This window comes from Bradyrhizobium sp. HKCCYLRH2060, assembly GCF_051168135.1.
Lineage (GTDB): Bacteria > Pseudomonadota > Alphaproteobacteria > Rhizobiales > Xanthobacteraceae > Bradyrhizobium.
Window position 1 is genome coordinate 623510 of the sequence record NZ_JBNPUK010000003.1, and the last position, 26079, is coordinate 649588.

Annotated in this window: 23 protein-coding genes; 10 read left to right on the forward strand and 13 right to left on the reverse strand. The window is 67.2% G+C overall.

Translation table 11 applies throughout. The annotated features are described in order from the left end of the window. Positions 1 to 42: 42 nt before the first annotated feature. Entirely contained in the window at positions 43 to 576 is a 534-nt protein-coding gene (locus tag ACQR10_RS10595) for a hypothetical protein (RefSeq protein WP_434911948.1), read from the forward strand. Between the two features lie 107 nt (positions 577 to 683). Here the strand turns inward: ACQR10_RS10595 and ACQR10_RS10600 are convergent, their stop codons facing one another. Then, complete coding sequence (locus ACQR10_RS10600; protein ID WP_316218097.1) at positions 684 to 1463, reverse strand: class II aldolase/adducin family protein; 780 nt, start codon at positions 1461 to 1463, stop codon at positions 684 to 686. 104 nt (positions 1464 to 1567) lie between these two features. Continuing rightward, complete coding sequence (locus ACQR10_RS10605; RefSeq protein ID WP_316182575.1) at positions 1568 to 3220, reverse strand: glycosyltransferase family 39 protein; 1653 nt, start codon at positions 3218 to 3220, stop codon at positions 1568 to 1570. A gap of 441 nt (positions 3221 to 3661) precedes the next feature. On the opposite strand from ACQR10_RS10605, the gene ACQR10_RS10610 reads away from it, so the two are divergent. Further along, entirely contained in the window at positions 3662 to 4582 is a 921-nt protein-coding gene (locus ACQR10_RS10610) for a hypothetical protein (protein ID WP_434911957.1), read from the forward strand. A 229-nt stretch (positions 4583 to 4811) separates the two neighbouring features. Further along, positions 4812 to 5228, forward strand: coding sequence for a MucR family transcriptional regulator (locus ACQR10_RS10615; protein ID WP_315716114.1), 417 nt, complete (start codon positions 4812 to 4814; stop codon positions 5226 to 5228). A 9-nt stretch (positions 5229 to 5237) separates the two neighbouring features. Here the strand turns inward: ACQR10_RS10615 and ACQR10_RS10620 are convergent, their stop codons facing one another. After that, complete coding sequence (locus ACQR10_RS10620; RefSeq protein ID WP_315804212.1) at positions 5238 to 5663, reverse strand: SufE family protein; 426 nt, start codon at positions 5661 to 5663, stop codon at positions 5238 to 5240. Positions 5664 to 5737: 74 nt separating this feature from the next. Continuing rightward, positions 5738 to 6199, reverse strand: coding sequence for a DUF5330 domain-containing protein (locus ACQR10_RS10625; RefSeq protein ID WP_316218096.1), 462 nt, complete (start codon positions 6197 to 6199; stop codon positions 5738 to 5740). 452 nt (positions 6200 to 6651) lie between these two features. On the opposite strand from ACQR10_RS10625, the gene ACQR10_RS10630 reads away from it, so the two are divergent. Genes ACQR10_RS10630 through ACQR10_RS10640 form a run of 3 tightly spaced genes read left to right on the forward strand, consistent with a single transcriptional unit; the run spans position 6652 to position 9495 of the window. Then, positions 6652 to 8415 (forward strand): PAS domain-containing sensor histidine kinase, encoded by a 1764-nt coding sequence (locus ACQR10_RS10630; protein WP_315804210.1) that lies wholly within the window; start codon positions 6652 to 6654, stop codon positions 8413 to 8415. Further along, positions 8408 to 9094: a peptidoglycan-binding domain-containing protein gene (locus ACQR10_RS10635; RefSeq protein ID WP_316218095.1), complete on the forward strand. Its 687-nt coding sequence runs from the start codon at positions 8408 to 8410 to the stop codon at positions 9092 to 9094. Before ACQR10_RS10630 ends, ACQR10_RS10635 begins: the two co-directional genes overlap by 8 nt. 50 nt (positions 9095 to 9144) lie before the next feature. Next, on the forward strand, positions 9145 to 9495 hold the full coding sequence (locus ACQR10_RS10640; protein WP_315804208.1) for a DUF1491 family protein: 351 nt from the start codon (positions 9145 to 9147) through the stop codon (positions 9493 to 9495). 31 nt (positions 9496 to 9526) lie between these two features. On the opposite strand, the gene ACQR10_RS10645 is transcribed toward ACQR10_RS10640, so the two are convergent. Continuing rightward, positions 9527 to 10480 carry a DUF2336 domain-containing protein gene (locus tag ACQR10_RS10645; RefSeq protein ID WP_316218094.1) on the reverse strand — a complete coding sequence of 318 codons (954 nt, stop codon included), beginning with the start codon at positions 10478 to 10480 and terminating at the stop codon, positions 9527 to 9529. A 398-nt stretch (positions 10481 to 10878) separates the two neighbouring features. On the opposite strand from ACQR10_RS10645, the gene ACQR10_RS10650 reads away from it, so the two are divergent. Together ACQR10_RS10650 and ACQR10_RS10655 are read left to right on the forward strand one after the other, a co-directional pair. Beyond that, the gene (locus ACQR10_RS10650) at positions 10879 to 11067 is read left to right on the forward strand and encodes a hypothetical protein (protein ID WP_316218093.1); all 189 of its coding nucleotides are present in this window, start codon (positions 10879 to 10881) and stop codon (positions 11065 to 11067) included. Between the two features lie 19 nt (positions 11068 to 11086). Continuing rightward, positions 11087 to 11848, forward strand: a complete 762-nt coding sequence (locus ACQR10_RS10655) for a hypothetical protein (RefSeq protein ID WP_316218092.1) — start codon at positions 11087 to 11089, stop codon at positions 11846 to 11848. Between the two features lie 27 nt (positions 11849 to 11875). On the opposite strand, the gene ACQR10_RS10660 is transcribed toward ACQR10_RS10655, so the two are convergent. The 5 genes from ACQR10_RS10660 to ACQR10_RS10680 form a co-directional block, all read right to left on the reverse strand. After that, the gene (locus tag ACQR10_RS10660; protein ID WP_316182583.1) at positions 11876 to 13366 is read right to left on the reverse strand and encodes an acetyl-CoA hydrolase/transferase family protein; all 1491 of its coding nucleotides are present in this window, start codon (positions 13364 to 13366) and stop codon (positions 11876 to 11878) included. Positions 13367 to 13474: 108 nt separating this feature from the next. Beyond that, positions 13475 to 13978, reverse strand: coding sequence for a CYTH domain-containing protein (locus tag ACQR10_RS10665; protein ID WP_316218091.1), 504 nt, complete (start codon positions 13976 to 13978; stop codon positions 13475 to 13477). 119 nt (positions 13979 to 14097) lie between these two features. Next, positions 14098 to 14682 (reverse strand): DUF1254 domain-containing protein, encoded by a 585-nt coding sequence (locus ACQR10_RS10670; protein WP_315804202.1) that lies wholly within the window; start codon positions 14680 to 14682, stop codon positions 14098 to 14100. After that, a complete protein-coding gene (locus ACQR10_RS10675) occupies positions 14679 to 15260 on the reverse strand; it encodes a DUF1214 domain-containing protein (RefSeq protein WP_315716128.1) in 582 nt (193 codons plus the stop codon). Before ACQR10_RS10675 ends, ACQR10_RS10670 begins: the two co-directional genes overlap by 4 nt. Positions 15261 to 15274: 14 nt before the next feature. Continuing rightward, a complete protein-coding gene (locus tag ACQR10_RS10680) occupies positions 15275 to 17554 on the reverse strand; it encodes a transglycosylase domain-containing protein (protein ID WP_434911949.1) in 2280 nt (759 codons plus the stop codon). A gap of 341 nt (positions 17555 to 17895) precedes the next feature. Between ACQR10_RS10680 and ACQR10_RS10685 the strand changes: the two genes are divergently transcribed. Beyond that, positions 17896 to 18408, forward strand: coding sequence for a YcgN family cysteine cluster protein (locus ACQR10_RS10685; RefSeq protein WP_315804199.1), 513 nt, complete (start codon positions 17896 to 17898; stop codon positions 18406 to 18408). Between the two features lie 168 nt (positions 18409 to 18576). After that, positions 18577 to 20160 carry an MDR family MFS transporter gene (locus tag ACQR10_RS10690; protein WP_434911950.1) on the forward strand — a complete coding sequence of 528 codons (1584 nt, stop codon included), beginning with the start codon at positions 18577 to 18579 and terminating at the stop codon, positions 20158 to 20160. A gap of 181 nt (positions 20161 to 20341) precedes the next feature. On the opposite strand, the gene ACQR10_RS10695 is transcribed toward ACQR10_RS10690, so the two are convergent. The 3 genes from ACQR10_RS10695 to ACQR10_RS10705 form a co-directional block, all read right to left on the reverse strand. Continuing rightward, complete coding sequence (locus ACQR10_RS10695; protein ID WP_434847177.1) at positions 20342 to 22075, reverse strand: cell envelope biogenesis protein TolA; 1734 nt, start codon at positions 22073 to 22075, stop codon at positions 20342 to 20344. A 12-nt stretch (positions 22076 to 22087) separates the two neighbouring features. After that, the gene (locus tag ACQR10_RS10700; protein WP_434911951.1) at positions 22088 to 24205 is read right to left on the reverse strand and encodes an OmpA family protein; all 2118 of its coding nucleotides are present in this window, start codon (positions 24203 to 24205) and stop codon (positions 22088 to 22090) included. 258 nt (positions 24206 to 24463) lie between these two features. Then, the gene (locus tag ACQR10_RS10705) at positions 24464 to 26056 is read right to left on the reverse strand and encodes an MBL fold metallo-hydrolase (RefSeq protein ID WP_316182595.1); all 1593 of its coding nucleotides are present in this window, start codon (positions 26054 to 26056) and stop codon (positions 24464 to 24466) included. Positions 26057 to 26079 lie beyond the last annotated feature (23 nt).

Sequence of the window (26079 nt, forward strand, 5' to 3'; positions counted from 1 at the left end):
AGCATCTGTCTCTTGTGAAAGGAGTGGAAGAGGAGAGACGCCATGAGCGAGCACTGTTTTTCGATCACCGCGGGCAGAGCCGGATTCCATCCGGTCTCGCACTACGAGTCGCCGGCCGACTTGCTGAACGACCGCAAGCTGTCACTGGCCGAGAAGCGGCTGATCCTGTCGTCCTGGGCGTCAGATATGTATGCCGTCGAGTCGCAGCCGGGCCTGCGCAAGATTCCGGGCATCTCCAGGCCGCTGCATCTGGCCGATGTGCTCGGCGCGCTGCGTCAGCTCGACCGCGAGGACCAGCCGCCGCGCCCGCGCGGCGGGGCGGCCATGCGCATCGTTCCGCGCGTCGATGTCGAGGCCGATGGCGCTGCGATGGACAGCACCGCTAGCGGCAGGATGCGGCCCGCCGCCCGCCTGCGGTTCTCGCGCGAGGCCAATGTGCGGCGCTATCGCAAGCTGCTTGCCACCCACCTCGCCGAGAACGAGCGGCGCTTCGTCGAGCGCCGGCTGGCCGAGGAGCTGCAGCAAGTGCACGGCCCGGCCGAGCGGCATGGCTCGGCTCGGGCCGGGTGCTGCTGACGAGGGACATCGCCGGACGAATGAAAACGCCGCCCGGAATTGGGCGGCGTTTGACTCCGAAAGCGTAGAGGGTGATGAACTCAGGCTAGCCGATCATCGGCGAAAAATCAATTCCGGTAGCCCGGGTTGAGGCGATCGAGCCGGCGCAGCAGCGGCGGCCACACCAACTGATTGGAGCGCAGCTCGACGCGATCCTCGTTGTCGAACAGCTTCGCGTTCTTGTCGATGACCTCGTCGCGCACCGGATAGGCCGAGGGACCGAGCGTGCGGGTGCGCACCTGGATCGAGCAGGCGCGCTCCAGATGATACATGCGCTCGAAGGCGGAGGCGACGGAGCGGCCGACCGTCAGCGTGCCGTGATTGCGCAGCAGCATGTGGTTCTTGCTGCCGAGGTCGTGCTGCAGCCGCGGCCGCTCGTCATGGTCCAGCGCCACGCCTTCATAGTCGTGATAGGCGAGGTCGTGGGTCACGTATTGCGCGATCTGGTTCAGCGGCAGCAGGCCGTCGGCGCAGCTCGACACGGCGACGCCGTCCAGCGTGTGCAGATGGATCACGCAGCCGGCATCCTCGCGGACCTCGTGGATCGCGGAATGGATGGTGAACCCGGCGGGATTGATGCTGTACTCGCTCTCGGACAACTGATTGCCGTAGAGGTCGACCTTGATCAGGCTGGAGGCGGTGATCTCCTCGAACAGCAGGCCATAGGGGTTGATCAGGAAGTGATGCTCGGGGCCGGGCACGCGGGCGGAGATGTGAGTGTCCACCAAGTCGTCCCAGCCGAACAGCGCCACCAGCCGGTAGGCGGCGGCGAGATTGACCCGCTGCGACCATTCGGCCTCGGTCATGTTCGACGGCACTTCCTTGAGGCGCGCTTCGGCTGGCGACATGGCATTCTCCGATTTCCTGGGTTGACCGGAGCCTAAGCGGCTCGCCGCCGCGCGACAAGGCGCGGGGCAGGGGGGCAGTCATGCCGTTTGGCCGAGTGCGCCGCTCAGGGCGCCGGGATCGACAGCAGGCTGGAGATGCTGCGGCCGCGGATGTCGTAGACCCGGGCGAACACGACATCGTCGCGCTTGATCTCGACCATCACGGGTGCGGTCAGTCCCTTGCAGTAGAACTCGCCGAGCGTCATGGCGAAGTCGGCCGCATGGCTGTCCCAGCCGATGGTGAAATCGGGGCCGAGCGCGACCTGGGCGGGGCGCTGCGGGCCGCAGACCGCGACCTTCCATTTGTGCCCGATCGGCGGCACCTCCTGGCGCTCGTCGAGCTGTTCCTTCAGCCCGTCGGAGGCCTGCTTCAGCGCCAGCCCCCAATAGTCGAGCATGAAGCGGGTGTCGGCCTCGCGCACGGTGCCGGCGATGAAGTTGAAGTGGGTGTACTGATAGGGATGCAGCCGGATCATCTCCGCCAGCGGCAGCAGCAGGCCGAAGCAGAACGCGGCGATCGCCACCGGCTGCCAGCTCCTTCGCTCGTCGGCGTTGAGCCACGACAACAGCCAGGAGAAGGCGATGCCGCCGAGCAGCGCCATCGGCGGGATCACGAACACGAAATGGCGGATGCCGTTGTAGAGCGCCGGGCGTTTGACGATCGCGATCAGGATCGGCAGCGTCGCCGCTAGGGTCAGCATCAACAGGATGCTCTTCTGGCGCGCCGGCATGTCGGGCCGCGACAGCGACATGATCGAGGCGACGACGCCGGCGACGAACAGCGCGATCATCAGTTCGGGCAGTTGCAGCGCGAACAGCGTCGGCAGATACGACCAGGGCATGTCGGGCACCGAGACCAGCGCCCCGTCGAACATCTCCTTCCACGGCTTCTCGAAGAAATGCGAGAAGTAGGTCAGGGCCCGGAACGGGTTGGCCGGTTCGATGATCGACCACGGCCAAATCAACCCCATGATCAGGTAGCCCAGGATCAGGCCGGGGATCAGCACGTAGAGCACGTGGGCGAAGCGGCGGATCGCCTCGCGGGGCCCTTGCGTGCGGTACTCCTCCATGAACAGCGGCATGAAGCCGACCATGGCGTAAACCACGGCCATGCCGCCGAGGATCCGCGAGCCGATCGAGAAGCCGGCGCCGAGGCCGATGATCAGGATGGTGCGTGGCGAGGGGTAGGGATACTCCTCGGCAAGGCGCACGAGGCCCATCAGCAGCACCACCATGGCGACCGCGAAGGGCGCGTCCTTCGGGTTCATGAACATGTGGCCGTAGAAGATCGGGCAGAGCGCCAGCAGCAGCAGCGCGGCGAGGCCGGCCACGGGGCCGCCGATGCGGCGCGCCAGGCGCCAGGTCACGCCGAGGCCAATCAGCCCGACGATGGCCCCGACCAGCCGGCGGGTCTCGAACAATTCCAGCGGCATGATCTTGTGCAGCAGGGCTGCAACCATGTCGAAGCCGCCACCGTACATATAGAGGTTGGCGAACGACAGCGCCGCCTGGTCCCTGAAACCGGAGCCGTACATGCGCAGCAACAGATCGGCATATTCGGCATGGGTGTAATCGTCCCAGCCGAGGCCGTAATCCCGGAACGTCAGTCCGGCCACCACCGCGACTGCGGCGAGCACGAACACGGCGAGATCGTCATACGTCCGCTCGAGGGACCGCCGCGTCGGCGTCTCGAGGACCGAAGTGGTTATCGTTGTCATGGCTGAGTGTGACCCGGCGTCCCCTGGCGACCCCGCTTCCGCGTTTCAGGCTTGTGTTCCCCGCCTGCGTATAGCGCGTCCCGTGTTCGGAGGTGTCGAAAATATGGGAGGCACGCCTTGTCGCAGCGCAGCGGGGACCCGAATTTCGGCTGCTAAGCGCCATATTGGCACAGCCAAATGAACGGCCGCTGAACCAGAAGGACCGGGAGAACCCGAGAGGAACCTCCAGGAATTCCGAGGGTTGGCTGAACCGTATTGTGGCGGGATCGTGGCGGGCGGCGCAGGTCGGATACGAACTTCGGCGGTCTTGGACGAACTTCCGCTGCAAATCGTCGCGGATTTGGACTAGAAACCGGATTCAAGGACGCGCGCAACCGCAGCTATCTAATGTGATTTCGGTCGGGACACCGCCCGGAACCGGCGCATTAGGGGATGAGTTCGATGATGAGTGCAATGTTGGCCGCCGGGGCCCTCGCCATCTTGGCCGGGCTCGGGGCGATCGCCTGGGGAATTCCGGTCAAGGAGTTCAGCGTCGGTAATACGCTGATCCTGTCGGGGACCCTTGGCGTGTGCAGCGGGCTGATCCTGTTCGGACTGGCGGCCGTCCTCAACGAGCTGAAGGTGATTTCGAGCCGGCTGAGGTCGCGTTCGGGCGCCGAGTCCGAGGCCAGGCCCCTGCAGCTCCCACCTGCCGCCGGGACGACCGACTTCGAGACCGCCCCGGTGCCGCCGACAGAAGATGTCTGGCGCGAAGGCGGTTCGCCGCGTCCGCGTCCCCGCATGCCGGACCTGTCGGCCCCCTTGTCCTCGGGGCTGTCGTCGTCCTCACCGCTGTCCTCGTCTCCCTTGTCAAGCTCGCTGCGCGCCTCCGAGTCCTTGCGGGATCCCGCCGAGTCGCCGTCCGAACCCGCCGAGCGGCCCAAGCGCAATCTGCTGTTTGCGTCGTCGCGCCGGGAGCGGGACCGCGCGGAGAAGCGCGGCGCCGAGCCGCTGCCGACGGATTTCCGGTCACCGCCCCTCAGCGCCCCGCCGCCCGTGCCGCTGGACGAACCTGCCGCGACCGAGCCGGGCGCGTCGGACGGCTGGTCGCGACCGGAGCGGACGCCGGAGCCTCTGCGCCCGCCGTTCCCGCGGCGCCTGGCGCGGGCCGCCCCGGCCTTCGTCGATCCCGAGCCAACCCCGCCGCCGCCCGAGCCGAAGGATCTGGACGCGCCGGCCGTCAGCATCGTCAAGTCGGGCGTGGTGGATGGGATGGCCTATTCGCTCTATTCCGACGGCTCGATCGAGGCGCAGATGCCCGAAGGGATGATGCGCTTTGCGTCGATCGACGAGCTGCGCGCCCATCTCGAAGGCCGGACCTGAGGCAGCGGGATCACACGGTCAGGTTGAACCCGGCTGGCATACGGTACACACTACTTGGCGGGTGACAGACTTCTCAAGAAGAAGTCCTCACTATCTTGTCATTTTGCCAGTCATTTGCCCATATTGCTTGCAGAATCGCGAGACAACGCTGCCACTCGGCGCGAGTGATACTTGCGATCGAGGGATACTTGCGATCGACGGTCACAGGGCGGAGCGGGATGAGGGGTCAATGACCGAAGCGGTCGGCAAGAGCTTTATCGATCTGACGGCCGACATCGTGTCGGCCTATCTCAGCAACAACCCGACCCCGGCGGCGGAGATTCCCTCTCTGATCAGCCAGGTGCATGCGGCGCTGACGCGGGTCGCAGCGGGACGAAGCGAGCCCGCGCCGGAGCCGGCGCGGCCCGCGGTCCCAGTGAAGAAATCGATCCATCCGGACTATCTGGTCTGCCTCGAGGACGGCAAGCGCTTCAAGTCGCTGCGGCGGCATCTGCGCACGCAGTACAACATGACGCCGGAACAATACCGCGACAAATGGAACCTGCCGCCGGACTATCCGATGGTGGCGCCGAACTACGCGGTCACCCGCTCGCAGCTTGCCAAGAAGATGGGCCTGGGCCAGCAGCGGCCCGAGCGGGAAAAGTAGCCGAGCCGATCAGGACGCCGCGGCGAGCGCCTCGCGGGCGTCGGCGCGGATGCGCTCGACCATCGAGCGCAGGCCGTTGGAGCGCTGCGGCGTCAGATGCTCGCGGAACCCGAGCTCGTCGAACACCGCGGGCGCATCGATGGTCATGATCTCCTGCGGCGTCCGCCCCGAATACAGCGTCAGCAGAATTGCGATCAGGCCGCGAACGATATGGGCGTCGCTGTCGCCGAGATAGTTCAGGACCGGCACGGCGCTGCTGTGATCGACGTGCTTGGACAGCCAGACCTGGCTGGCGCAGCCCTGCACCTTGTTCGCGGCGGAGTGCTCGTCCTCCGGCATCGGCGCCAGGGTGCGGCCGAGCTCGATCACGTAGCGGTAGCGGTCGTCCCAGTCGTCGAGCAGGGCGAAATTGTCGCGGATGTCGTCGATCGTCATGATGCTCTTCGGTCCCGATGTCGGCTTTCATATAGGCGTTCGGGACGACGAAAGCGACAGTCGGTTCCGCCGGTTCAGGGCGTCGGCGGCAGATGCCATTCGGCGGCGAGATCGTCGGTCGAGAGCGTATCGGCCGGCGCGTCGCCCGGCGGAATCTCCTCGAGCACGGGGGCGTCGATCGAGCCGGTGTGATCGTTGCCGCGCTTGTCGAGACTGGCCGGCTTCACCGGGCCGATGAACTTGTCGGCGCCGGCGGGCTTCTCCGCGCCTTCGGCCTTGTCGGTGATGATCTGGTAGATCTTGCGCGCGCCTTCCTGGGCGCGGTGGCCGATCACGGTCGCGGCCTGGCCGCCGACCTCGCAGGCCTGCGGCTGGCGCTTGCAGAACTGGCTCATGTCGGAGACGGCCGCGGTCGCGGCCTGCACGGCTTCGTGCGCATTGATCTGCGGCAGCTTGTCGGCGTCCGGGCTCTTCTCGCGCGGCAGCAGCACCAGCACGAGTCCGAGCCAGAATGCCATCCGAAGCAGAAAGAACATCACGCAACCCCGACCGTGCTGCTGATCTCGCGTGCTCAAATCGCGCAACCGGATCGCAGCTGATTGTTCTATGTCGCGACTGCTTGCATTGGGCTTAATTGGTTGAGATTTCGCGAAGCCGGGCGCTGGATTTTTTTCGGAGTCAATTTTTCATTGGCGCCGGGCGCCCGCGCCGTGCAACCGGCTGTAGATCGCGCCGCTTTCGCAACCGCAGGCCCGGCCGGAAACGATGCATTCACCATCCCGGCCGAATGGCGGGCTCACCGCAGTCTGGACCTTAGCGTTCGCTTAATGCGAGTCTGACACGGTGACTTCCGACGACAGGGGGCGTCCCGGCGCGTTCTCTTTGTGAGAACCACCGATTAAGCCGAGGCGCGAGAGCCGTGAGTGTGTTGAGTATCATCCGCGATTGTCTCGATGCGTTATTGCATCCATCGGCTCGAACTGATGCGATGACGCGCGCGCGTCATCGCGCCTTCATCGCGCCGCGCCTGCTGGGCAGCCTCGCCGCCTTCGCCGTGTTTCCCGCTTATCTCGCGCTACGCGGTGCGCCGAGCGCGCTCGAGGTCGGCGCGCTGTCCTGGCTGATCGCGCCCATTCTGCTGTCCTGGTATCTGTCACGCACCGGCCGCTACGAGAGCGCCTGCGCGCTGTCGTCGATGGCGCTGTCGGCGCTGATCATGGCGGTGTCGATCGAGACCGGCGGCATCGAATCCTTTGCCGCGGTGTGGCTGATCGTCGTACCCCTGGAAGCCTCGTTCTCGGCCTCGCGCCGCGTCGTCGTGTTCTCCGCGGGGCTCGCACTGTGCTGCGCGCTGCTGCTCATCCTCATCGGTCATTTCGGGTGGCTGCCGAAGCCCGAGATCAACCCCGCCCTGCGCACCGGGCTGCTCGCGTTCGGCGTCGCCTCGGCCACGCTCTATGCGGCCGTGCTCGCCTTTGCCGCCGACACGCTCGCGCGCACCAGCGTGACGCTGCTGTCGATGGAGGAGGAGCGTTATCGCCTGCTCGCACGTAATATGAGCGACGTGATCTCCCGTCACCGTCGCAACGGCGCGGTCATGTTCATCTCGCCGGCGGCCGAGACGCTGCTCGGCGCGCCGGTCGCGCAGTTGCACGGCCACGGCCTGTTCGAACGGGTCCATGTCGCCGACCGGCCGGCCTACCTCACGGCGCTGTCGGAAGCGGCGGGCGGTAGCGAAGCCTCGAGCGTCGAGTTCCGCCTGCGCCGCGATGCGCCGGGCGAGGGCCGCGGCTTTCATCATCCGGTCGATTTCATCTGGGTCGAGATGCGGTGCCGCCCGCTCGACCGCATCGGCGTGATGCCGGGCGGGTCGGAGCAGGAGGTGGTCGCGGTCATGCGCGACGTCACCGACCGCAAGCTGCAGGAGCAGGCGCTCGAATTGGCGCGCAGCGCTGCCGAGCGCGCCGACGCCGCGAAGACGCGATTCCTCGCGACCATGAGCCACGAGCTGCGCACGCCCTTGAACGCCATCATCGGCTTCTCCGAGATGCTGATGCAGGAGCAGGTGCTGGTGCTGAACGCGGCGCGGCGCCGCGAATATGCGCAACTCATCAACGATTCCGGCCAGCATCTGCTGTCGGTCGTGAACGGCATCCTCGACATGTCGAAGATGGAGTCCGGCAATTTCGAGCTGACGCCGGAGCCGTTTGCGCCGCGCGCTGCGCTGATCAATTGCTGCAACCTGCTGGCGCTGCGGGCGCGCGAGAACGGTGTCGATCTGTCGGCCGACGTGCCGCAGGACCTGCCGATGGTCACCGGTGATCCGCGCGCCTTCAAGCAGATCGTGCTCAACCTCGTCTCCAATGCCATCAAGTTCACCGAGCGCGGCGGCCGTGTCACGGTCTCTGCCGGCGTCGACGGCGCGCGCCTGCTGCTGCGAATCACCGACACCGGCGTCGGCATCGCCGCCGATGATCTCAAGCGCATCGGCGATCCGTTCTTTCAGGCCGGCAAGACCTACCAGCGGCGCCACGAGGGAACCGGGCTCGGGCTGTCGATCGTCAAGAGCCTCGTGAACTTGCACGGCGGCGAAATGTCGATAGAAAGCAAGATCGACGAGGGGACCACGGTCACGATCGCGCTGCCGATCAACTTCGTGGCCGAGGCGGCCGCCGGCGCCACCGTCACGCCGCTGTCACCCTCGCGCTCCGCCCAGCCAGGGCAGGTCATGCAGGTGAAGAAGAGTGCCTAGACGAGCTGCAGAGGATGATCCGGCGCCGCCGCGCCGTCGCAAGCGCGCCGCTGCGGCCGTCGCCGACGTGGCGGAGGAGCGCGGCTGGCTGCTGCGGGCCATGCTCTACAGCCCGAAGGATCTGTTTGCGGGCCTGCTGGCCTGTGCGGCTGGCAGCGCCATCATCGTCAATGCCGTGTTCCTGCAATCGGGACCGCATCCGGCGCCGATGTTCGGATCGATCGTCACCATTCCGCCCAATCTGACGAGCTCCAATCCGCTGCCGCGGCCCCGGCCGATGGACATCTCGCCGCTCGATCCGAAGGTGATCGAGACGCGGCCCGCTGAAACCAGGGCGGCGGAGCAGAGGGCGGTCGAGCAGCGCGCGACCGAGGCGCGTCCGGATCAGAAATATGCCGATCCCCTGGCCGATCTCGTCCGCTCGGTCAGCGGCGGTCAGGGCAATGTGCCGCGTCCGCAGCCGACGCAGCAGGGCGGCAATGTCCGCCGTGTCGCGGCGGTCCAGCGTGCGCTGACCGAATATGGCTATGGCCAGTTGAAGCCCACCGGGATGGTCGGCTCCGACACCCAGGCCGCGATCCAGAAGTTCGAGCGTGAGCGCAAGCTGCCGGTGACCGGCCAGGTGTCGGACCGCCTGGTGCGCGAGCTTGCGATTGTCATCGGTCACCCGATCGAATAGAGCAGGGGCGGCTGCGACGTGCAGCGCGCTTGCTCCTGCATCGAACCATCATGCGATTGAAGACCAGCATCTGGGTGAGCGCCTATCTGCGGCGCTGCCAGTCGGCCGGCGCGTTCAGCGCGATCCGCCACCGCGGCGCCGAGGAGGCCGGCGCGGTGTTCGTCAAGGTCGCGCTGATGGACGGCACGGCGCAGCTCTATGTCCCCGCGCCGCAGACCGTCTATGACGACAGCCGGCCGATCGACCGCTTCTTCGTACCGGTATCGCCGCAGCCGATCGCGGAAGCGCAGGTCGAGGAGCGTCTCGTGAAGGAGCTGCGCTTCGATCCCGATGCCTGGATCATCGAGACCGAGGACAGGCAGGGTCGTCATTTCCTCGATCTCGTGCGCGAGCGTCCCTGATCATCCTCCGATCCGCGACGGTGATCGCGCGTCAGCGCTTGAAGCCGTCGGTGCCCGTGCGCACGATCGGTCGCGTCGCTGTGCCGGGCCGCGCTCCGCCTGCGCGGACAGACTGGCGCTCGTCGTCGTACAGCATCGTGCGATGTTTGGCCCTGATCGCCGCCATGCCCGAGCCGCGCCAGGCCGCCAGCATGATCAGCGCCGCGCGCTCGCTGAGGCGCTCGTAGAAGCGTGACAGCCGAAACACGGTCTGGACGGACTGGCCCATCTCCGGCTTGAGGAACAGCAGCACGCGCTCGAACACCGGCGCTGGCATGCCGAGCGCCTTTGCGGCACAGGCCAGCGGCTCGCCATGGGGATCGTTGACCACCTCGAGGGTCATGCGTGAGGGCAGGATCAGGCTCTCGCCGAGCTCGATCGTGAACGTCTCGACGTCGGCGTTGAAGGCGGCCATCTCCAGTGCCTCGATCGCATGCACCGCGCGGTGCAACGGCGTCGGCGCGGCGGGCCTCAGCGGCGTGGTGGCGAGGTTCTGCAGGATGGCGATGCGTTCGTGCGAGGCGGCGCGCATGAACATCTCGCTCAGCTCGGCGGCATCCTTCGGCTGCATCGACAGTCCGGACGATGCGTCGTCGCGCGGCGGCATCGGAGACGAGGGGCGAAGCGATGCGGGAATGGGGCCGGCGAGCGGCGGCGCCGGCTCGCTCTGCGCCGGGCGCAAGCCCAGCTTGTTCAGGATCTCGATCGGCGTCGCCGGATAGATCGCCAGCCGCGCACGCACCGCCGCACGGGTCGCGTCATCGACGTCGTCCACCAGACGGGAAGCCAATTCGACGAACTGCCGCTCCTCGTCGGCGGAATGCGCGCTCGCCTGGACATAGAGGTCGGTCAGCACGCGCAGCAGAGTGGGCTTGATGTCGACGCCCTCGCGGCGCGAGAGCGTGAGCAACCCGTCGAAGCCGGGGAACAGCGATGATCTTGTCATGTCGGGGTACGCAACTTCGGCAATCGTTGCGCCGATTAGAGCGGAGTTGTTTTAATGCGGCGTTAAGGAAAACAATCGGTGAAGATGGGTCGAAATGACCCGGTGAGACAAAGGCGCAACGCCGGCTTGCCTTCTCTCCCACCGGTGCACGCGATCCGTGTCGGGCGGGCCGCGCATTAATATCCTCTTAACCACGTCCTGATCTTAATCGATCCGTTCGATGATCTCGCCTTGGCCGCGTCGCGCGGCCGGCCTGATCTTCGCCGCGCCGAATGCCAAGGTGCAGCGTCATGCGCCGGCATTCGTGATCGTCAGTTCTGCGTGCCCTCTTGCCTGCGAAGTTCGGGCGACGGGGAGTTTTCAGGGGGTAAGAACTTCGGGCACGAAAGAGAGTGGATATGGCGACCATCATTGAATTCCCGGCGGACGTTGCGCGTCGCGCGCGGTCTGCCGTGACCGGCGCGCCGCAGGAGGGCATGGGAACGATCCTGATTCTTCCCGTCGTTCGGATCGAGCGCGAGACCACGACCGACGATCGAGGGCCCCGCGAGGGCACAGCGCCAAGCCGCCGCCGCCGTCGCCGCTGACAGGTCGGGGGACATGGGAATGCCGGCCATCGTCAATCCGGTCCGGCGCGCGCTGCCGGTCCTCGCGCTCGGTCTCGTCGGCGGCCTGCTCGGTGCCTGCAGCGGCGGCGATTTTGGCCGCACCCGCGCCGACATGCGCAATGACGACATGCACAAATGGATCGGCGCGGAAGCCACCGCCAGCGTCGGTGTCATGCCATCGCAGTTCCAGCTCACCGACAATGAGCGCCAGCTGCGCGACCTCGCTTATCCGCTGATCGAGCCGCCGCATTCGCGCCCCGCCTGGAAGAGCGTGTTCGGCGACTATCAGCCGTCGGCCTCGCCCTGGCGGCAGAAGGTCGTGTTCGACCGCACCGCCTATGGCCGCGCCCTGATCGACGAGCCGCACCGCTCGCACGCCTCGCGCTACACCCAACTGATCGACGACGTGCGCGACGACATCACCCGGTTCGAGCCGTTCTTCGCATCGGCCATCCGCGTCATCGATCTCGACCGCAAGCGCGATGCCAGCATGAAATACATGACCGAGCTCTCGCCGCGCGAGAAGGCCGACGCGGTCGCGCGCATGCAGGAGAACTCGCTGATCGTACAGTGGGTGCAGATCAGCCTGGAGCAGCGCGTCTCGTCCTATCGCTGGGCGCTGGAGCGCCTGGTGCTGCAGGCGCCCGACGGCATGGCCGCCGAGGCCGATCGCCTGATCCATGAACTGGCAGCCCAGACCGCCAATCCGCCGGTCGCGGCGCGGCCCCTGATCGAACGGCCGCTGACGACGCGGGGCTAGCCCGCACGCGGTCGCACGCCGCTTCGCTCAGTCCGGCCTGAGCAGGCGGAAGGCCTCCTCGAGCAGATGCGGCGTGTGCTTGCCGGTCGAATCGCGGCAGGCGCGTTCGAAATAATCCGCCAGCGCCGGCCGGAATTTCGGATGCGCCGCCTGGTCGATGATGGTGCGGGCGCGCTGTTTCGGCGACAGGCCGCGCAGATCGGCGAGGCCTCGCTCGGTCACGAGGACCTGCACGTCGTGCTCGGTGTGGTCGACATGGGTGACCATCGGCACGATGCAGGAGATCGTGCCGTTCTTGGCGGTCGAGGGCGTCATGAAGATCGACAGATAGGCGTTGCGGGCGAAGTCGCCGGAGCCGCCGATGCCGTTCATGATGCTGCTGCCGCGCACATGGGTCGAATTGACGTTGCCGTAAATGTCCGCCTCGATCATGCCGTTCATGGCGATGACGCCGAGCCGGCGGATCACTTCGGGATGGTTGGAGATCTCCTGCGGCCGCAGCACGATGCGGTCGCGCAGGAACTCGATTTCGCGGTTGAATTCGACCGCAGCTTCCGAGCTCAGCGACAGCGCGGTGGCCGACGCCAGATCCATGCGGCCCGAGCGGATCAAATTGAGCATGCCGTCCTGCAGCACCTCGGTATAGGCGGTCAGATGCGGGAAGGGGCCGTCATCGAGCCCGGCCATCACGGCGTTCGCGACATTGCCGACGCCGGATTGCAGCGGCAGCAGGTTGCGCGGCAGGCGGCCCTGCTTCACCTCGTGTTCGAAGAACTCCAGGATGTGGCCGGCAATCGCACCCGAGTTATCGTCGGGCGCGGCGAAGCTGGTGTTGCGGTCGGGCGCATGGGTCTCGACGACCGCGATGACCTTGTCCGGATTGCAGCGATAGGTGGTCTCGCCGATGCGGTCGCCGGGCGCCACGATCGGGATCGGCTTGCGATGCGGTGGCAGGCGGGTGCCGTAGTAGACGTCGTGCATGCCGAGCAGCGCCGGATTCATCCACGAATTGACCTCGATGATGACGCGGTCAGCCAGATCGAGCCAGGTCTTGTTGTTGCCGATCGAGGTCGAGGGGATCAGCCGCCCGTCGGGCAGGATGCCGGCGCATTCGATCACGGCGACGTCGAGATGGCCGAGAAAACCGAACCACACGAACTGTGCGACATGGCTGAGATGCAGATCGATATAGTCGATGCTGCCGGCGTTGATGCGCTGTCGTGTCGCCGGATCGGACTGATAGGGCAGGCGCAGGTCGATGCCATCAGCCCGGGCGAGCGCGCCGTCGAGCTCGGGCGCGGTGCTCGCCCCGGTCCACACGCCGACGCGGAACGGCTCGCCGCGCGCATGCGCGGCCTCGATCCGGCGCGCCAGCGCGAGCGGCACCGCTTTCGGATAGCCCGACCCGGTGAAACCGCTCATGCCGACATGGTTGCCGGGCTCGACCAGCGCGGCAGCCTCGTCGGCCGACATGATTTTGGCGCGCAGCGCCTGTGACATCACCTGCGATGAACTCATCGTGCAAACTCCATGCGCGATCGTTCAGACCGCCAAGTCCGCGCTGTTTAAGGTGTGCCCTCGACGGGTGATTTGACAGGGGTCAAGCCGCAACGGCCCGTGCGTGCATCACAGCCCTGCAAGGCGCGCGCGCCGCAGTTCCCGGACTTTCGCCGCCCGCGAGCGCTCCGTCAGCATATTGGCCTTGCCGTAGCGCGGGTCGCCGGTGACCTCGTCGCCGACCCAGTCCGGAAGGGTCACGACGGTCGTTTCGGTCGGCAGCTCGATCTCGGCGATGACGACGCCTTCGAGCGGGTCGTGGTAGACGTCGATCTCCCAGACGCCGGCTTCGGCCGGCACGTAGTGACGCGTCTTTTCGAGGATGCGTCCCGCGCAATGCGCGAACAGCACCGCTGCGTGGTCCGCGGGAATATCGTACTCGAATTCATCCCGGGCCAGACCGCGGCGGCCGCTCTTCACGCACAGCGTCGTCCGGTTGCCATAGCAGCGAACGCGGACCTTGAGGCCGTCCTGACGTGCGACGAGGCCGTCGCGAAGGCGTTCACTGTGCGTCGCCTGATCCCGCCAAGCATCGGACTTGACGAGAAACTTCCGTTCGATTTCGAGAGGCATGACCTGATGTTGAGCGAAGCGCCGCCGTCCTGATACGTCATAGCAGCGGCGCGCGACGACGACTATGCCACCAAGGATGAAGAGAGCGTTGTCAAATTCATTCCGGACGTCGGATTGACTTATCGTTTGCCGCGCGGCTTCTCGGCCTTGGCCGGTGCCTCGGTCTGTACGCCGCAGCTCGCCGCTGCAAGGGAGGCCTGCGCCTGCGGCATGAGACCCGGCTCGGCGGCCAGGGCCTTCAGCACGATCAAACCGGTCGTCGTCGGCGAATCGATGATCAGCCGGTCGGCGGCCGTGATCTCCTCGTCCTCGGGCAGGTCTTCGTGCTGCGCCTCGGTCATCAGGTTGAGCTCGATCACGCGCTTGCCGGCGGAGCGGTCGTTGATGGCGTAGTACGCGATCTCGTTGCGCGTGTAGAACGACACCGACGTATAGGCCTGGCTCACCGGGACCGTGAGCTTCAGCGGGCCGTCGGACAGATCGTAGCGGCAGATCGCCATCGCGAACGCCGGATCCATGAACGGCATCGGTGAATTGCCGGGATCGGCCAATGGCAATTGCGTCACGGCGTTCAGCTTGGTCATCGGCGTCAGCCGGGAGTAGGCGTCCTGGGTCGAGATCCGCGGCAGCGCCAGCACGCTGACGAGATGGACCACGCCGCCGAGCAGCACGCCGACCACGATGGTGAACAGCAGCCGGATCATGATGGGCAGCCTACTGTCGTGATCGAGGGCATCGGCGCGTCGCGCTGCGTGCGGGTCGCGACGCCGACCGGCGTGTCGTAGAGCCGCAGCATCAGCGCGTAGCGCTCGATGCCGCCGGTCGGCAGCCAGTTGCCGGAGCGCGAGCGTGCGGCGACACGGATCTCGAACGAGCCATCGGCACCTCGCACCAGCTCCTGGCTGGTGAAGCCGTAGCGCTGCAGCGTGTTGGCGACGAGGTGGCCCTTGCGGTCGTACAGCGTGAGCGTCCAGAAGCGGGCGGGCGGCGTCACGCCGCTGACGAGGATGTCGCAGCGCCCGTCGAGCGGCTTCCTCTTGTCGTCTGTGGTGGCGGTGAAGGCCACGCCGTCGCCGGTGCCGATCGGCAATTCGCCATTGCGGGTGATGGTCGCGCGCGCATAGGGGTCGACATCGGCCGTGCCGGTTTTCGGACGCGCCGTCCAGGCGCCGATCGTCAGCGTGCCGAATTCGGTGCCGCGGGTCGTCGTCATCCAGGTCGCGCCGATGCCGACGCCGGTGGCGATCAGGAGCGTGACCAAGGTGATGAAGAGCAGCCGCACGGGGATCGCTGACGTCAGTTCTTGCGCAAGGCAGGGGTGGCGACGCCGTCGGCCGTTGCCGCGGCGTAGTTCTCGGGGAAGGCCAGCGCGCTCGATGAGACCGGCTTGGCGGGCTTGCGCGGATCCACCGGCGCGCTCTTTTCGGCGACGCGCGCGGCATCGTCGAGCATCTTCTCGACCTGAACCAGCACCTCGGCGCCGCGGCGGGTCAGGATCGGCGGCGGACCGGGCTTGATCTCCAGGGTCTTCGGCTGGCCGGCCTGTGCCATCGCGGCGGACGCGGACTGCGGCAGCTTCTCGCCCATGCCGACGCCGGGCAGCTCCTTGACCTCGACGCCCTGATGCGCGGCGAGCATGATGTCGTGCCATGTCTGCGCCGGCAGCGAGCCGCCGGTCATGCGGTTGGTCGGCGAATAGTCGTCATTGCCGTACCAGACCGCGCAGGTGAAGTTGCCGGTGTAGCCGACGAACCAGGCGTCGCGATACGCATTGGTCGTGCCGGTCTTGCCGGCGGTCGGAATGCCGTCGAGTGCGGCGCGGCGCGCGGTGCCTTCGCTGACGACGTGGCTCATCATGCCCGCCATGTCGGCGGCAACCGAGGCCGGGATCGCCTGCTTCGGCTTCGGCCCGTCACGGTCCCAGCGCCAGACCAGGTCGCCGGCGCCGGTGCGGACCTCCAGCACCGAATGCGGCGTCACCGCCTTGCCCTTGTTCGGGAAGGTCGCATAGGCGACCGCATGCTCCAGCACCGTGACCTCGTCGGAGCCGATCGGCATCGACGGGGTGTCGGGCAGCGGCGCCTTGAGGCCGAAGCGCCGCGCGACCTCGATGATCTTGGCGCGGCCGGCCTTCGGACCTTCCTTGCCGCCGAGCGCGATCGACAGCTTGACCGGCACGACGTTGATCGAGCGGGTGATCGCCTGCGTCAGCGTCACCGAGCCCGAATAGGAATGGCCATAATTCTGCGGGCACCAGTTGCCGATGCAGACCGGGCCGTCGACCACGATCGAGGTCGGCTTGAAGCCGTTCAGCAGCGCGGTGGTGTAGACATACGGCTTGAACGAGGATCCCGGCTGCCGGTAGGCGTCGACGGCGCGGTTGAACTGACTGGCACCGTAGTCGCGGCCGCCGACCATGGCGCGGATGCCGCCGTCCAGGTCGGAAACGACCGTTGCCGCCTGGGTCGCGTGATAGTCGCGGCCGAACTGGCGCAACTGGTTCTCGATCGCCTCGTCGGCCGCATGCTGCACGGTCATGTCGATCGAGGTCCGCACCACGAAGACGCGCTCGGTGTAGGACTTCGGGAACGTGTCGACCAGCTTGCGCATCTCGTCGAACGCATAGTCGAGGAAGTAGTTCGGCGAGCTCTCGTCGCGGCGGTCGACCGCGAACGCCGGGTTGCGGCGGGCACCGAACACCTGGCCCTCGGTCATGAAGCCGGCATCGACCAGGTTGTCGAGCACGACGTTGGCGCGGGCGCGGGCGGCGGGCAGGTTGATGTGGGGGGCGAACTTGGTCGGCGCCTTGAACAGGCCGGCCAGCATCGCGGCTTCGGCGAGGTTGATGTCGCGCACCGACTTGTTGAAATAGAAGTGTGCCGCGCCGTCGACGCCGAAGGTGCCGCCGCCCATATAGGCCCGGTCGAGATAGAGCTTGAGGATCTCGTTCTTGGTCAGGCGGGTTTCGAGCCAGATCGCCAGGAACGCCTCGTTGACCTTGCGCTCGATGGTGCGCTCGTTGGACAGGAACAGGTTCTTGGCGAGCTGCTGGCTGATCGAGGAGCCGCCCTGGCGGACGCCGCCGGCCTGGGCGTTGGTGACGAGGGCACGCGCCGTGCCGGCGATGTCGATGCCGAAATGGTCGTAGAAGCGGCGGTCCTCGGTGGCGAGCGTCGCCTTGATCAGATTGTCCGGGAAGTCCTCCAGCGGGATCGAGTCGTTGTGCTTGATGCCGCGGCTGCCGATCGGGTTGCCATAGCGGTCGAGGAAGGTGACGGCGAGGTCGGACTTCTTCAGCCAGTCCTCGTCGGCGGTCTCCCGGAAGGCAGGAATCGCCAGCGCCAGCATCAGCACCAGGCCGCCGAGTCCGATCGTGGCGGCCTCCGACAATGGCTCGACGAACACCCAGCGTTTCCAGCCGCCGACATAGAAGCGGTCCATGAACGCGGAATAGCGCTCGTAGAGCTCACGGGTGCCGCGCAGGGAGGAGAACAGCGCCGAATCGAAGCGGGCGTCGAGATCCAGGCGGAAATTGTTGATCCGCTTCTTCCAATCGTCTGGAATGATCTGCCGCACGGGAACCCTGGTCGTTTCGAAAGCGTGTCAGCTGGCTTCGAAAGCACTCAGCAAGTGGGCTGGGGGCCATCGAAGGGTCTTGCGCGATTGTTGCGGCAAACCCATGGCACTGCACAGTCAGCCGCCCGAACCCGAGCACCTGACCCCAAGCCGCGTGCCGGCGCCGCCGCCGGAGTGACTCAATCATCTATCTAGCCGAGCGGGGGTCACAAACCAATGGTTCCGCTCACAATTTGATGCACAAAGCTAACGTGCCGCTGTGGCAGGCAAAGCCCTTGCGCGGCTCGGGGCCGGGCACCTAGATGGCGGCCACGCCACACGCCCTCTTTGAGAATCGCCCGATGACCGCACCGCTCAAACGTCCCTCGGGCCAGGAGGGAATGTTCTGGAAAACCAAGATCTTGGAAGAGATGTCCGAGGCGGAATGGGAAAGCCTCTGCGATGGCTGCGGGCGCTGCTGCCTGGAGAAGCTGGAAGACGAGGATACCGGCGACATCTACTTCACCCACATTTCCTGCAAACTCTTGGATGCCGGGCTATGTGCTTGCAAGGACTACCCGAATCGTTCCGAACAGGTGTCGGATTGCGTTCGACTGACACCTGAGAACGTCCGCACCCTGACGTGGCTGCCGCCGAGCTGCGGCTACCGCCTCGTGGCGGAGGGGCGCGATCTCTACTGGTGGCATCCTCTGATCTCGGGCGATCCTCAGACGGTACATGAAGCCGGCGTCTCGGTGCGCGGCCGGGTCGAGGGCACCGAGGAGGACGTTCCGGACGACCAGCTCGAGGACCACATCGTGCAGTGGCCGGTGCTGCTGCCGAAGCGGGCCAAGCTGAAGCGTCGGCCGAAATAGCGCGATCACCTCGCGCCCGCAGCAAGTCACGATGATGCGACCGTTCCCGTGCTGTCGGAATGCACCCATGCACCCGACCCGCTGCCGCACGGGAAAATTATGCCTTAAGTAGTTCGCCAGTCGGCGAATCCGCGCGGCGATGTCGCGCCCGGGCACAGCATTCATCCCATGAACAAGTTTGATCGGCGGACGCATTACCCTGCCGCGTCCCAGTCCCTGCCTGAAGAAATTGCCGCCGAGCTGCCGGCCATTCCGCCGCAGGTTCAGGCGATCGAGGATGCGCCGTCGCTTGCGCCGCCGGTGCCGCTGACCCAGGCCGAGGTGCGCACCATCCTGATGAGCCTGCTGCTGACGATGTTCCTGGCCGCGCTCGACCAGACCATCGTGGCGACGGCGCTGCCGACCATCGGCCGCGAGTTCCAGGACGTGACCAACCTGTCCTGGGTGATCACGGCCTACCTGCTGGCGTCGACCGCGGTGGCGCCGGTGTTCGGCACGCTGTGCGATATCTATGGCCGCCGCTCCATGATCATCACCGCGCTCAGCCTGTTCGTGGTCGGCTCGGTGGTCTGCGCGCTGGCACCGAACATGCCGGTGCTGATCCTTGCCCGCGGCCTGCAGGGGCTCGGCGGCGGCGGCATCATGCCGGTGGTCCAGACCGTGATCTCCGACGTCGTCAGCCCGCGCGAGCGCGGCCAGTATCAGGCCTATTTCAGCGGCGTCTGGCTGCTGGCCGGCCTGCTCGGGCCGGTGATCGGCGGCTTCTTCGCCGACCATCTGCACTGGTCGATGATCTTCTGGATCAACGTCCCGCTCGCGATCGCCGCGCTCGCACTGCTGCTGCCCAAGATGGGCCGGCTGCCGGTCTATCACCGGCTGCGCAAGGTCGACTGGGCCGGTGGCCTGCTGCTGATGGCCTCGGCCGTCGTGTTCATGCTGGTGCTGACCTGGGGCGGGCACAAGCTGGCTTGGCTGTCGCCCACGCTGCTCGCGATGATCGGCAGCGCGGTGGCGCTGGGTCTCGCCTTCGTCTGGCACGCCAAGCGGGCCGATGAGCCATTCCTGCCGCTGTCGCTGATGGGCGGCACGGTCGTGCCCTACGGCATGCTGGCCAGCGGCTGCGCCCTCGGCGCGCTGATCGGGCTCACGGTCCATCTGCCGCTGTACTACGAGCTGGTCTATCATTTGACCCCGAGCCAGGCCGGCCTCGGCCTGATTCCGATCGCGGCGATCTCGACCTTCGGTGCCGCGATTGCCGGTCGTACCATGGCCCGGGTCAAGCACTACAAGCGCGTCGCCATCGTGGGCACGATCATCGGCACCATCGCCGCCGCGGTCATGACGGTGACGACGCCGTCGCTATGGGTGCTGATGGTGCTGCTGTCGATCTACGGCATCGGGCTTGGCACTGCGTTCCCGATCTCGGTGGTGTCGCTGCAGAACGCGGTGGACCGCTCCCAGATCGGCACCATCACCGGCGCGATGAACTTCTTCCGCTCGATGATGTCCTCGTTCACGGTCGCGGCCTTCAGCGCCATCCTGCTGATGGCGCTGGGCGCCGACATCTCGCTGGCAGAGGGCGCTCATGGCGCCGTCAGCGGCATTGCGGAAGCCGACATGATCCATGCCTTCCGCTTCGTCTATGCCGCGGCCACCGCGATGCTCGCCTGCGCCTCCGTCTGCATGATGCTGATGGAGGAGCGGCCGCTGGCCGGCCCGTCGCGGAATGAGGCCGTGGAGCTGGCGGAATAGGGCCGTAGGGTGGGCAAAGGCGCCCGGCAGGACAGCCCTGCGAAGCACGCTGTCGCGCGCCGTGCCCACCATCGTCCAGCACGGCCGCGGCGAGACGGTGAGCACGGCGCCACCACGAGCGCGCGTGAGGCGAGGGCGCGACAGCGCCTTTGCCCACCCTACGGTTCGCCCGTCGGCGCAGCTACTCGCGCGGCTGAACGATTTCGATGTTGTCCTGCCCGCGCGAGCCATCGTCGAGCGATGACTTCACCAGACCGGCCTCGACGCGTTTCGCGAATTCGGTCGTGCCGCCGCTCGCCAGCTCCCTGGCCTGGCTGATCCATTGCTCGCGCTCGATCCGTCCTGCGAACGCCAGATACGAGCCGACCCATTTGGCGTGCTCGGCGGTCCAGGCCGCGATCTGCGCGAAATGCCAGATGCCGAGGCCGTGCAGCCGCGCCTCGTTCTGCTTGCCGATGCCCTTGATCAGCTTGAGATCGTCGGCCTGGCCGCCGCGCGGCGCGACGAGCCCGAGCGGGCGGGCGCCGCCATGGGCGTCTTCGTTCTCGACGGGCGGCATCAGCGCCGGCAGGTGGGCCAGGAGGTAGCTCGCCTCGTCCTCGCTCAGCGGCGTGTCGGCGTGTTCGTCGATGGTGATCGCGCCGGACTTCACCGCGCTGGAATGCGCGGTGTCGAGGCCGGCCGCGAGCAGCTTGGCCTGCGCGATCCAATGCTCGCGCTCGATGCGGCCGGGGAAGGCCATGTGATGGCCGACCCAGTCGGCATGCGCTGGCGACCACGCCGCGATCTGGCTGAAATGATGCACGCCGATGTCGTTCAGGATGCGCTCGTTCTTGGGTCCGATGCCCTTGATGAGCTTGAGATCGTCCGCGGCGCCCTCGGGGGCGGGCAGGGCCGGCGGTCTGTCGTCGGCCGCGGCCGGGCTCTCCGGGGCCGCTGATGCGGCCACCTCGGCTGCGAGCCGTTCCGCCTCGGCGTCCGCGGCGAGGCGATCGGCTTCCGCCCGTGCGGCCGCTTCGGCGGCCAGGCGATCGGCCTCGGCCTTGGCGGTCGCTTCGGCCGCGAGACGCTGAGCTTCCGCCGCGGCCTTCGCAACGGCCTCCGCCGAAAGACGGTCCGCTTCGGCTTTCGCCGCTGCTTCGGCGGCCAAGCGTTCAGCTTCGGCCTTCGCAGCCGCTTCTGCCGCAACACGATCGGCCTCTGCTTTCGCGGCGGCTTCCGCAGCGAGGCGGTCGGCTTCGGCTTTCGCGGCGGCCCCCGCAGCAAGGCGATCGGACTCGGCCTTCGCCACCGCCTCGGCAGCGAGACGTTCGGCTTCGGCCTTCGCTGCGGCTTCAGCCGCCAGACGATCAGCCTCGGCCCTTGCCGCGGCTTCCGCGGCGAGCCGCTCAGCCTCGGCCTTTGCGGCCGTCTCGGCGGCCAGCCGCTCGGCCTCCGCCCTTGCAGCGGCTTCGGCCGCAACACGTTCGGCTTCAGCCTTTGCGGCAGCTTCAGTGGCGAGGCGGTCGGCCTCGACGCTGGCTGCAGCTTGCGAAGCCGGGGAAGGGCTGTCCGCCCAAGGACGAGCCGCCGCGGTTGCGCCGGCGAACGCGACGCTGTTTCCAGGACCGCCCGGCGACATCGCACTGGTGTCACCCAGCCCGACATATTCCTTGAGCTGTCCGCCGATCAGGCAGCCGAGCACATAGGCGCCGACCATCAGCAGGCCGACCTCGAGCCACAGGCCGGCACGTCCGGGCAGCACGCTCAGCAGCGCCATCAGGATCCCGATGACAAGGGCGAGCGTCGCCGGCAGCAGCCAGCTTCTCAGCCAGTCCGGCCGCGGCTCGTCCGACCAGGTGCGCCAGCCGACAAAGCCGCCGATGCCGGCGGCGAGGATGATCCAGAACGGAAATGTCGCAAGGTCGTACATCATGATGTCAGCGCCTCACTTGACGACGAATTCGATGCGGCGGTTCTGCGCGCGGCCTTCGGCCGTGTCGTTGGAGGCGACCGGCTTGTTCTGGCCGTAGCCCTCCGAGGTCATGCGCGAGGTGTCGATGCCGGCGTCGCCGATATAGCCGACCACCGCCGCCGCCCGGCGCTTGGAGAGGTCCATGTTGTCAGCTTCGTCCCCGACATTGTCGGTGTGGCCCTCGATCGCGATCTCGGCGTCCTTGCAGCGCTGCGCAACCTCGATCAGGTGGTCGAGCAGCGCCAGCGAGGCGCGGCTCAGCTCGGCGCTGCCGGTGCTGAAGCGGATGCGGCCCTTGGCGAGCAGCCCGTTGAACGCCGGCTGGCACTCCGCGACCGCCAATGGTGGGCCTTCCGGCTTGAGGCCGATCTTGACGTCGTCGAGCTTGAAGCCGCTGCCGACCGCGTCGGCGAGCTCCTTGCGGACCTGCTCGGCCGACTTGTCGTAGATGGCGAGCCCGTCGACCGTGATCGCCGCGTCCTTCGCCGTCAGCGCGCCGGACCACAGCCGCGCCAGCGCCGGGAACGTCGCCTTCAGCGACTGCACGTAATCCTTTGGCGCACCGTCGCCGATCTTCAGGCCGTCCTCGACCGTCTCGGTGATGAAGGTCGTCGTGGCGGCGTCGACGAGATCGCGGCGGGCGGCGTCATCAGGCACATAGCCGCTCAGCAGGACACGGCCGTCCTGCTTCTGCAGTCCGAACGCGTAGGGCGAGACCGGGCCGTCGCGGACGTCGATGGATGCGAGCGCGAACGGCGCGGGCAGGGCGCCGGCCAGTTGCTCGCGCAGGGTCGCGCCGGTGACATTGGCGAGTCCCACGCCTCTGAGCGAGACCTGAGTGTCGTTGATCTCGGCGCGCCCCTGCGCAAGCCTGGCGAGCTGCTGCAGCAGGCTCGCGCTCGCTTTGGCAACGTCGCCATCGGGGGCGCCGCGGGCGATGCCGATCTGGCTCTTGATCGGCTTGCCGTCGAACTGTCCGCTGGCAGAGGCCAGCATCGCCTCGCGGGCGGTCGCGCTCGGCGCGAGACCTGTGAGGCTCAGGCCGGTGCCGTCGAACTCCGCCGACCAGCGATAGGGATTGATCTCCGGCGGCAGAATGTCGGCCTTCGCCAAGGTCAGCCCGGCCGGCAGCTTGCCGACGCCGGCCATCGTTTCGTCGTAGGCGGCGGTCGAGGGTGCTTCGCCCGAGATCGCGTAGGTGGCGTCGGAGATGACGACCCGGCCCGTGCTCAGCCTGGCGAGCTCCGCAAGCGCATAGGAGGCGTAGGCACCGAAATCGCCGTCAGGCGCGCCGCGCGCGATCTGCATCTGATGCATCACCGACGTGCCGGGCCAGGCCTTGGTCGCGGCGGCCTCGAGCGCGCGCCTGATGTCGTCGTTCGGGACGACGCCGGACATCACCAGCGTGTTGCCCTCGCGGACCGCGCTCCAGATGAAGGGCTTTGCCTCCGGCGGCAGGATCGCCATTTTGTCGAGCACGGCGCCGCCCGGCAGCTGCCGCGTCGCGGCGACGGCGGCCTCGTAGACGTCCGATGAGGCGGCGGCGCCTGCGATCGAATAGGCCTTGTCCGCGAGCGCGAACGTGCCGCCATTGAGCTTGGCGGCCTGGACCGCTCCGTGGCTTGCGATGGCCGCGAAGTCGGCCGGAGCCCCCAGTGCATAGGAGAGGCGATCGACCACCTCACCGCCGGACGAACGGACGGCATTGAGCACGGCATTGCGAACGGCGGGCGTCGGCACCGCGCCTTCGAGCACGAGCTGGCCGCCGTTTCGCGTGGCGCGGAAAGCATAGGGCTTCGGTGTCGGCAGCTTGTCGTAGGTACCGTCGACGAGCCGGACGCCATTGACCGTGGCGGCGTCTGCCAGTTTCGTCGACTGGTCGGGACTGAACTCCGGCCCTGCGATGCGAACGTCGCGGCCCGCGACCGAGACCTTGAGCGCTGCGGCCGTATCGGGGACGGCGGCGGCAATGGCGGCGCGGACTCGCGGCGCAATGTCGTCCTCGACATCAGCCGTCTTGAAGCTCATGGCGGCGAGCCACAGCACGGCAACAGCGATCAGTCCCGCCCACCATTTCGATGGTTGATGCATGTGAGAGCCCCTCGTTTCCCCACCTGCGCCCGGTTCACCCGGATCGTTCCGTTGTTATGAACCACGTGCCGAGCCTATCAGAACAGCTCCCGGAGACCAGCCGTCGGCACGTTGTGTGTTTCAATATGCACAAGCTGGGGGAGCGTCGCCGTCTGCGAGCTTCGCACCGCACCTGATCGTCCTCAAGGTGCGATCAAAGTGTGACCGTTCGACGACGAACATCGCAGGCGCGCAGCCTTCGCGGCGGCGCCGCTCGCATCACTCTTCCAGCGCCCGGCGCAGGCGGCGGATGATGACGCCGCGGGCGCGGTCGTCGGCGGCCTGCTCGATCCGCTCGTGGATGTCGAGCAGCAGGCCGGACATGTCGTTGTGCCAGTCCAGCCGGGTGACCGCCTCCGGCGCCAGCCGCCGCCGGCGTGCGACGTCGAGCGGCGTCGGCACCGCGGTCGTCAGCTCGTAGACGTCGTCGAGCAGGGGGGAGAACACTTTCGCGGTCGGCACGATGCGCTCGGCGACGCGTGCTGCCAGCGCCGTGATCGCGGCCTCCTCGCCATGGGACAGGAACAGGCCGCGCGCGATCGGACGGCGGGCCGCGATCCAGCGGGCGATCTCGGTGCCGTCGGCGTGGCCGGAATAGTCGTCCATCATGCGGATGCGCGCCGCGACCTTGATCTCCTCGCCCTGGATGCGCACCGCCTTGACGCCGTCCTGCAGGAAGCGCCCCAGCGTGCCGTTGGCCTGGTAGCCGACCAGCAGCACGGTGGCGCGGTTGTTCCACAGCCAGCGCTTGAGATGGTGGCGGATGCGACCGGCATCGCACATGCCGCTGGCGGCGATGATGATGTGGAAGCCGGTCAGCTTGGCGATCGCCTTGCTTTCATCGACGGTCTCGGTGAAGCGCAGATGCGACGACGACAGCAGACGGCCGACATCGCTGCCGCCGTCGAGGCTCTCGGTATGCGCGCGGAACACCTCGGTGGCGTGGATCGCAAGCGGCGAATCCAGGAAGACCGGTGCGGCCGGAATCTCGCCGCGCTCCATCAGGCCGACCAGATCGACGATCAGCTCCTGCGTCCGCTCGACCGCGAAGGCCGGGATCAACAGCGCGCCCTTGGCCGCCGCCGCGTCGCGCACCTCGCCGGCCAGACGGCCGCGGCGCAGCTCCGGCGTGGTCGGCTCGCGAATGCGGTCGCCATAGGTGGCCTCGGAGATCACGTAGTCGAAACCTTCGGGCGCTTTCGGGTCCGGCTGCAGCAGCTTGGCGTCGGGCCCGACATCGCCGGAGGCGAGCAGCCGCAGCGCCGCGCCGTCGGCGCCTTGTCCTGCGAATTCGATCTCGATCGAGGCCGAGCCCAGCAGATGCCCGGCATTCCAGTAGCGGGCGCGAACGCCCGGCACGATGTCGGTCCAGGTCTCATAGGCGACCGGCTGAAAGTATTGCATCGCCGCGATGGCGTCGGCCTGGGTATAGATCGGGCTGACCTCGCCGCGGCCGCGCGCGATGTTGCGGCGGTTCAGCGCCAGCACCTCCTGCTCCTGGATGTTGCCGGCATCGGGCAGCATCCATGAGCACAGATCGATGGTGCCGCGGGTGGCGAAGATCTTGCCGTCGAAGCCCAGGCGCACGAGCTTCGGCAGCAGGCCGCTATGGTCGATATGCGCATGCGTCAGCAGCACGGCGTCGATGTCGGCGGGACGGAACGGGAAGTCGCCGTAGTTGAGCTCCTTCAGCGTCTTCTGTCCCTGGAACAGGCCGCAATCGATCAGAAACTGGCTTTTGCCGCTCCGCACCAGACAGCAGGACCCGGTCACGGTATGCGCGGCCCCGCAGAAGCGAACGGTCACACTCATGCGGCGGTCTCCCGAGGACGATG

Excerpts from the sequence above, each read along its gene's own strand:
- ACQR10_RS10640 (WP_315804208.1), top strand. The coding sequence starts at position 9,145 with ATGCGATTGAAGACCAGCATCTGGGTGAGCGCCTATCTGCGGCGCTGC.
- ACQR10_RS10595 (WP_434911948.1), top strand. The coding sequence starts at position 43 with ATGAGCGAGCACTGTTTTTCGATCACCGCGGGCAGAGCCGGATTCCAT.
- ACQR10_RS10620 (WP_315804212.1), bottom strand. The coding sequence starts at position 5,663 with ATGACGATCGACGACATCCGCGACAATTTCGCCCTGCTCGACGACTGG.
- ACQR10_RS10630 (WP_315804210.1), top strand. The coding sequence starts at position 6,652 with ATGACGCGCGCGCGTCATCGCGCCTTCATCGCGCCGCGCCTGCTGGGC.
- ACQR10_RS10625 (WP_316218096.1), bottom strand. The coding sequence starts at position 6,199 with ATGTTCTTTCTGCTTCGGATGGCATTCTGGCTCGGACTCGTGCTGGTG.
- ACQR10_RS10645 (WP_316218094.1), bottom strand. The coding sequence starts at position 10,480 with ATGACAAGATCATCGCTGTTCCCCGGCTTCGACGGGTTGCTCACGCTC.
- ACQR10_RS10605 (WP_316182575.1), bottom strand. The coding sequence starts at position 3,220 with ATGACAACGATAACCACTTCGGTCCTCGAGACGCCGACGCGGCGGTCC.
- ACQR10_RS10610 (WP_434911957.1), top strand. The coding sequence starts at position 3,662 with ATGATGAGTGCAATGTTGGCCGCCGGGGCCCTCGCCATCTTGGCCGGG.
- ACQR10_RS10615 (WP_315716114.1), top strand. The coding sequence starts at position 4,812 with ATGACCGAAGCGGTCGGCAAGAGCTTTATCGATCTGACGGCCGACATC.
- ACQR10_RS10685 (WP_315804199.1), top strand. The coding sequence starts at position 17,896 with ATGACCGCACCGCTCAAACGTCCCTCGGGCCAGGAGGGAATGTTCTGG.
- ACQR10_RS10660 (WP_316182583.1), bottom strand. The coding sequence starts at position 13,366 with ATGAGTTCATCGCAGGTGATGTCACAGGCGCTGCGCGCCAAAATCATG.
- ACQR10_RS10670 (WP_315804202.1), bottom strand. The coding sequence starts at position 14,682 with ATGATCCGGCTGCTGTTCACCATCGTGGTCGGCGTGCTGCTCGGCGGC.
- ACQR10_RS10665 (WP_316218091.1), bottom strand. The coding sequence starts at position 13,978 with ATGCCTCTCGAAATCGAACGGAAGTTTCTCGTCAAGTCCGATGCTTGG.
- ACQR10_RS10655 (WP_316218092.1), top strand. The coding sequence starts at position 11,087 with ATGCCGGCCATCGTCAATCCGGTCCGGCGCGCGCTGCCGGTCCTCGCG.
- ACQR10_RS10690 (WP_434911950.1), top strand. The coding sequence starts at position 18,577 with ATGAACAAGTTTGATCGGCGGACGCATTACCCTGCCGCGTCCCAGTCC.
- ACQR10_RS10705 (WP_316182595.1), bottom strand. The coding sequence starts at position 26,056 with ATGAGTGTGACCGTTCGCTTCTGCGGGGCCGCGCATACCGTGACCGGG.
- ACQR10_RS10650 (WP_316218093.1), top strand. The coding sequence starts at position 10,879 with ATGGCGACCATCATTGAATTCCCGGCGGACGTTGCGCGTCGCGCGCGG.
- ACQR10_RS10600 (WP_316218097.1), bottom strand. The coding sequence starts at position 1,463 with ATGTCGCCAGCCGAAGCGCGCCTCAAGGAAGTGCCGTCGAACATGACC.
- ACQR10_RS10700 (WP_434911951.1), bottom strand. The coding sequence starts at position 24,205 with ATGCATCAACCATCGAAATGGTGGGCGGGACTGATCGCTGTTGCCGTG.
- ACQR10_RS10695 (WP_434847177.1), bottom strand. The coding sequence starts at position 22,075 with ATGATGTACGACCTTGCGACATTTCCGTTCTGGATCATCCTCGCCGCC.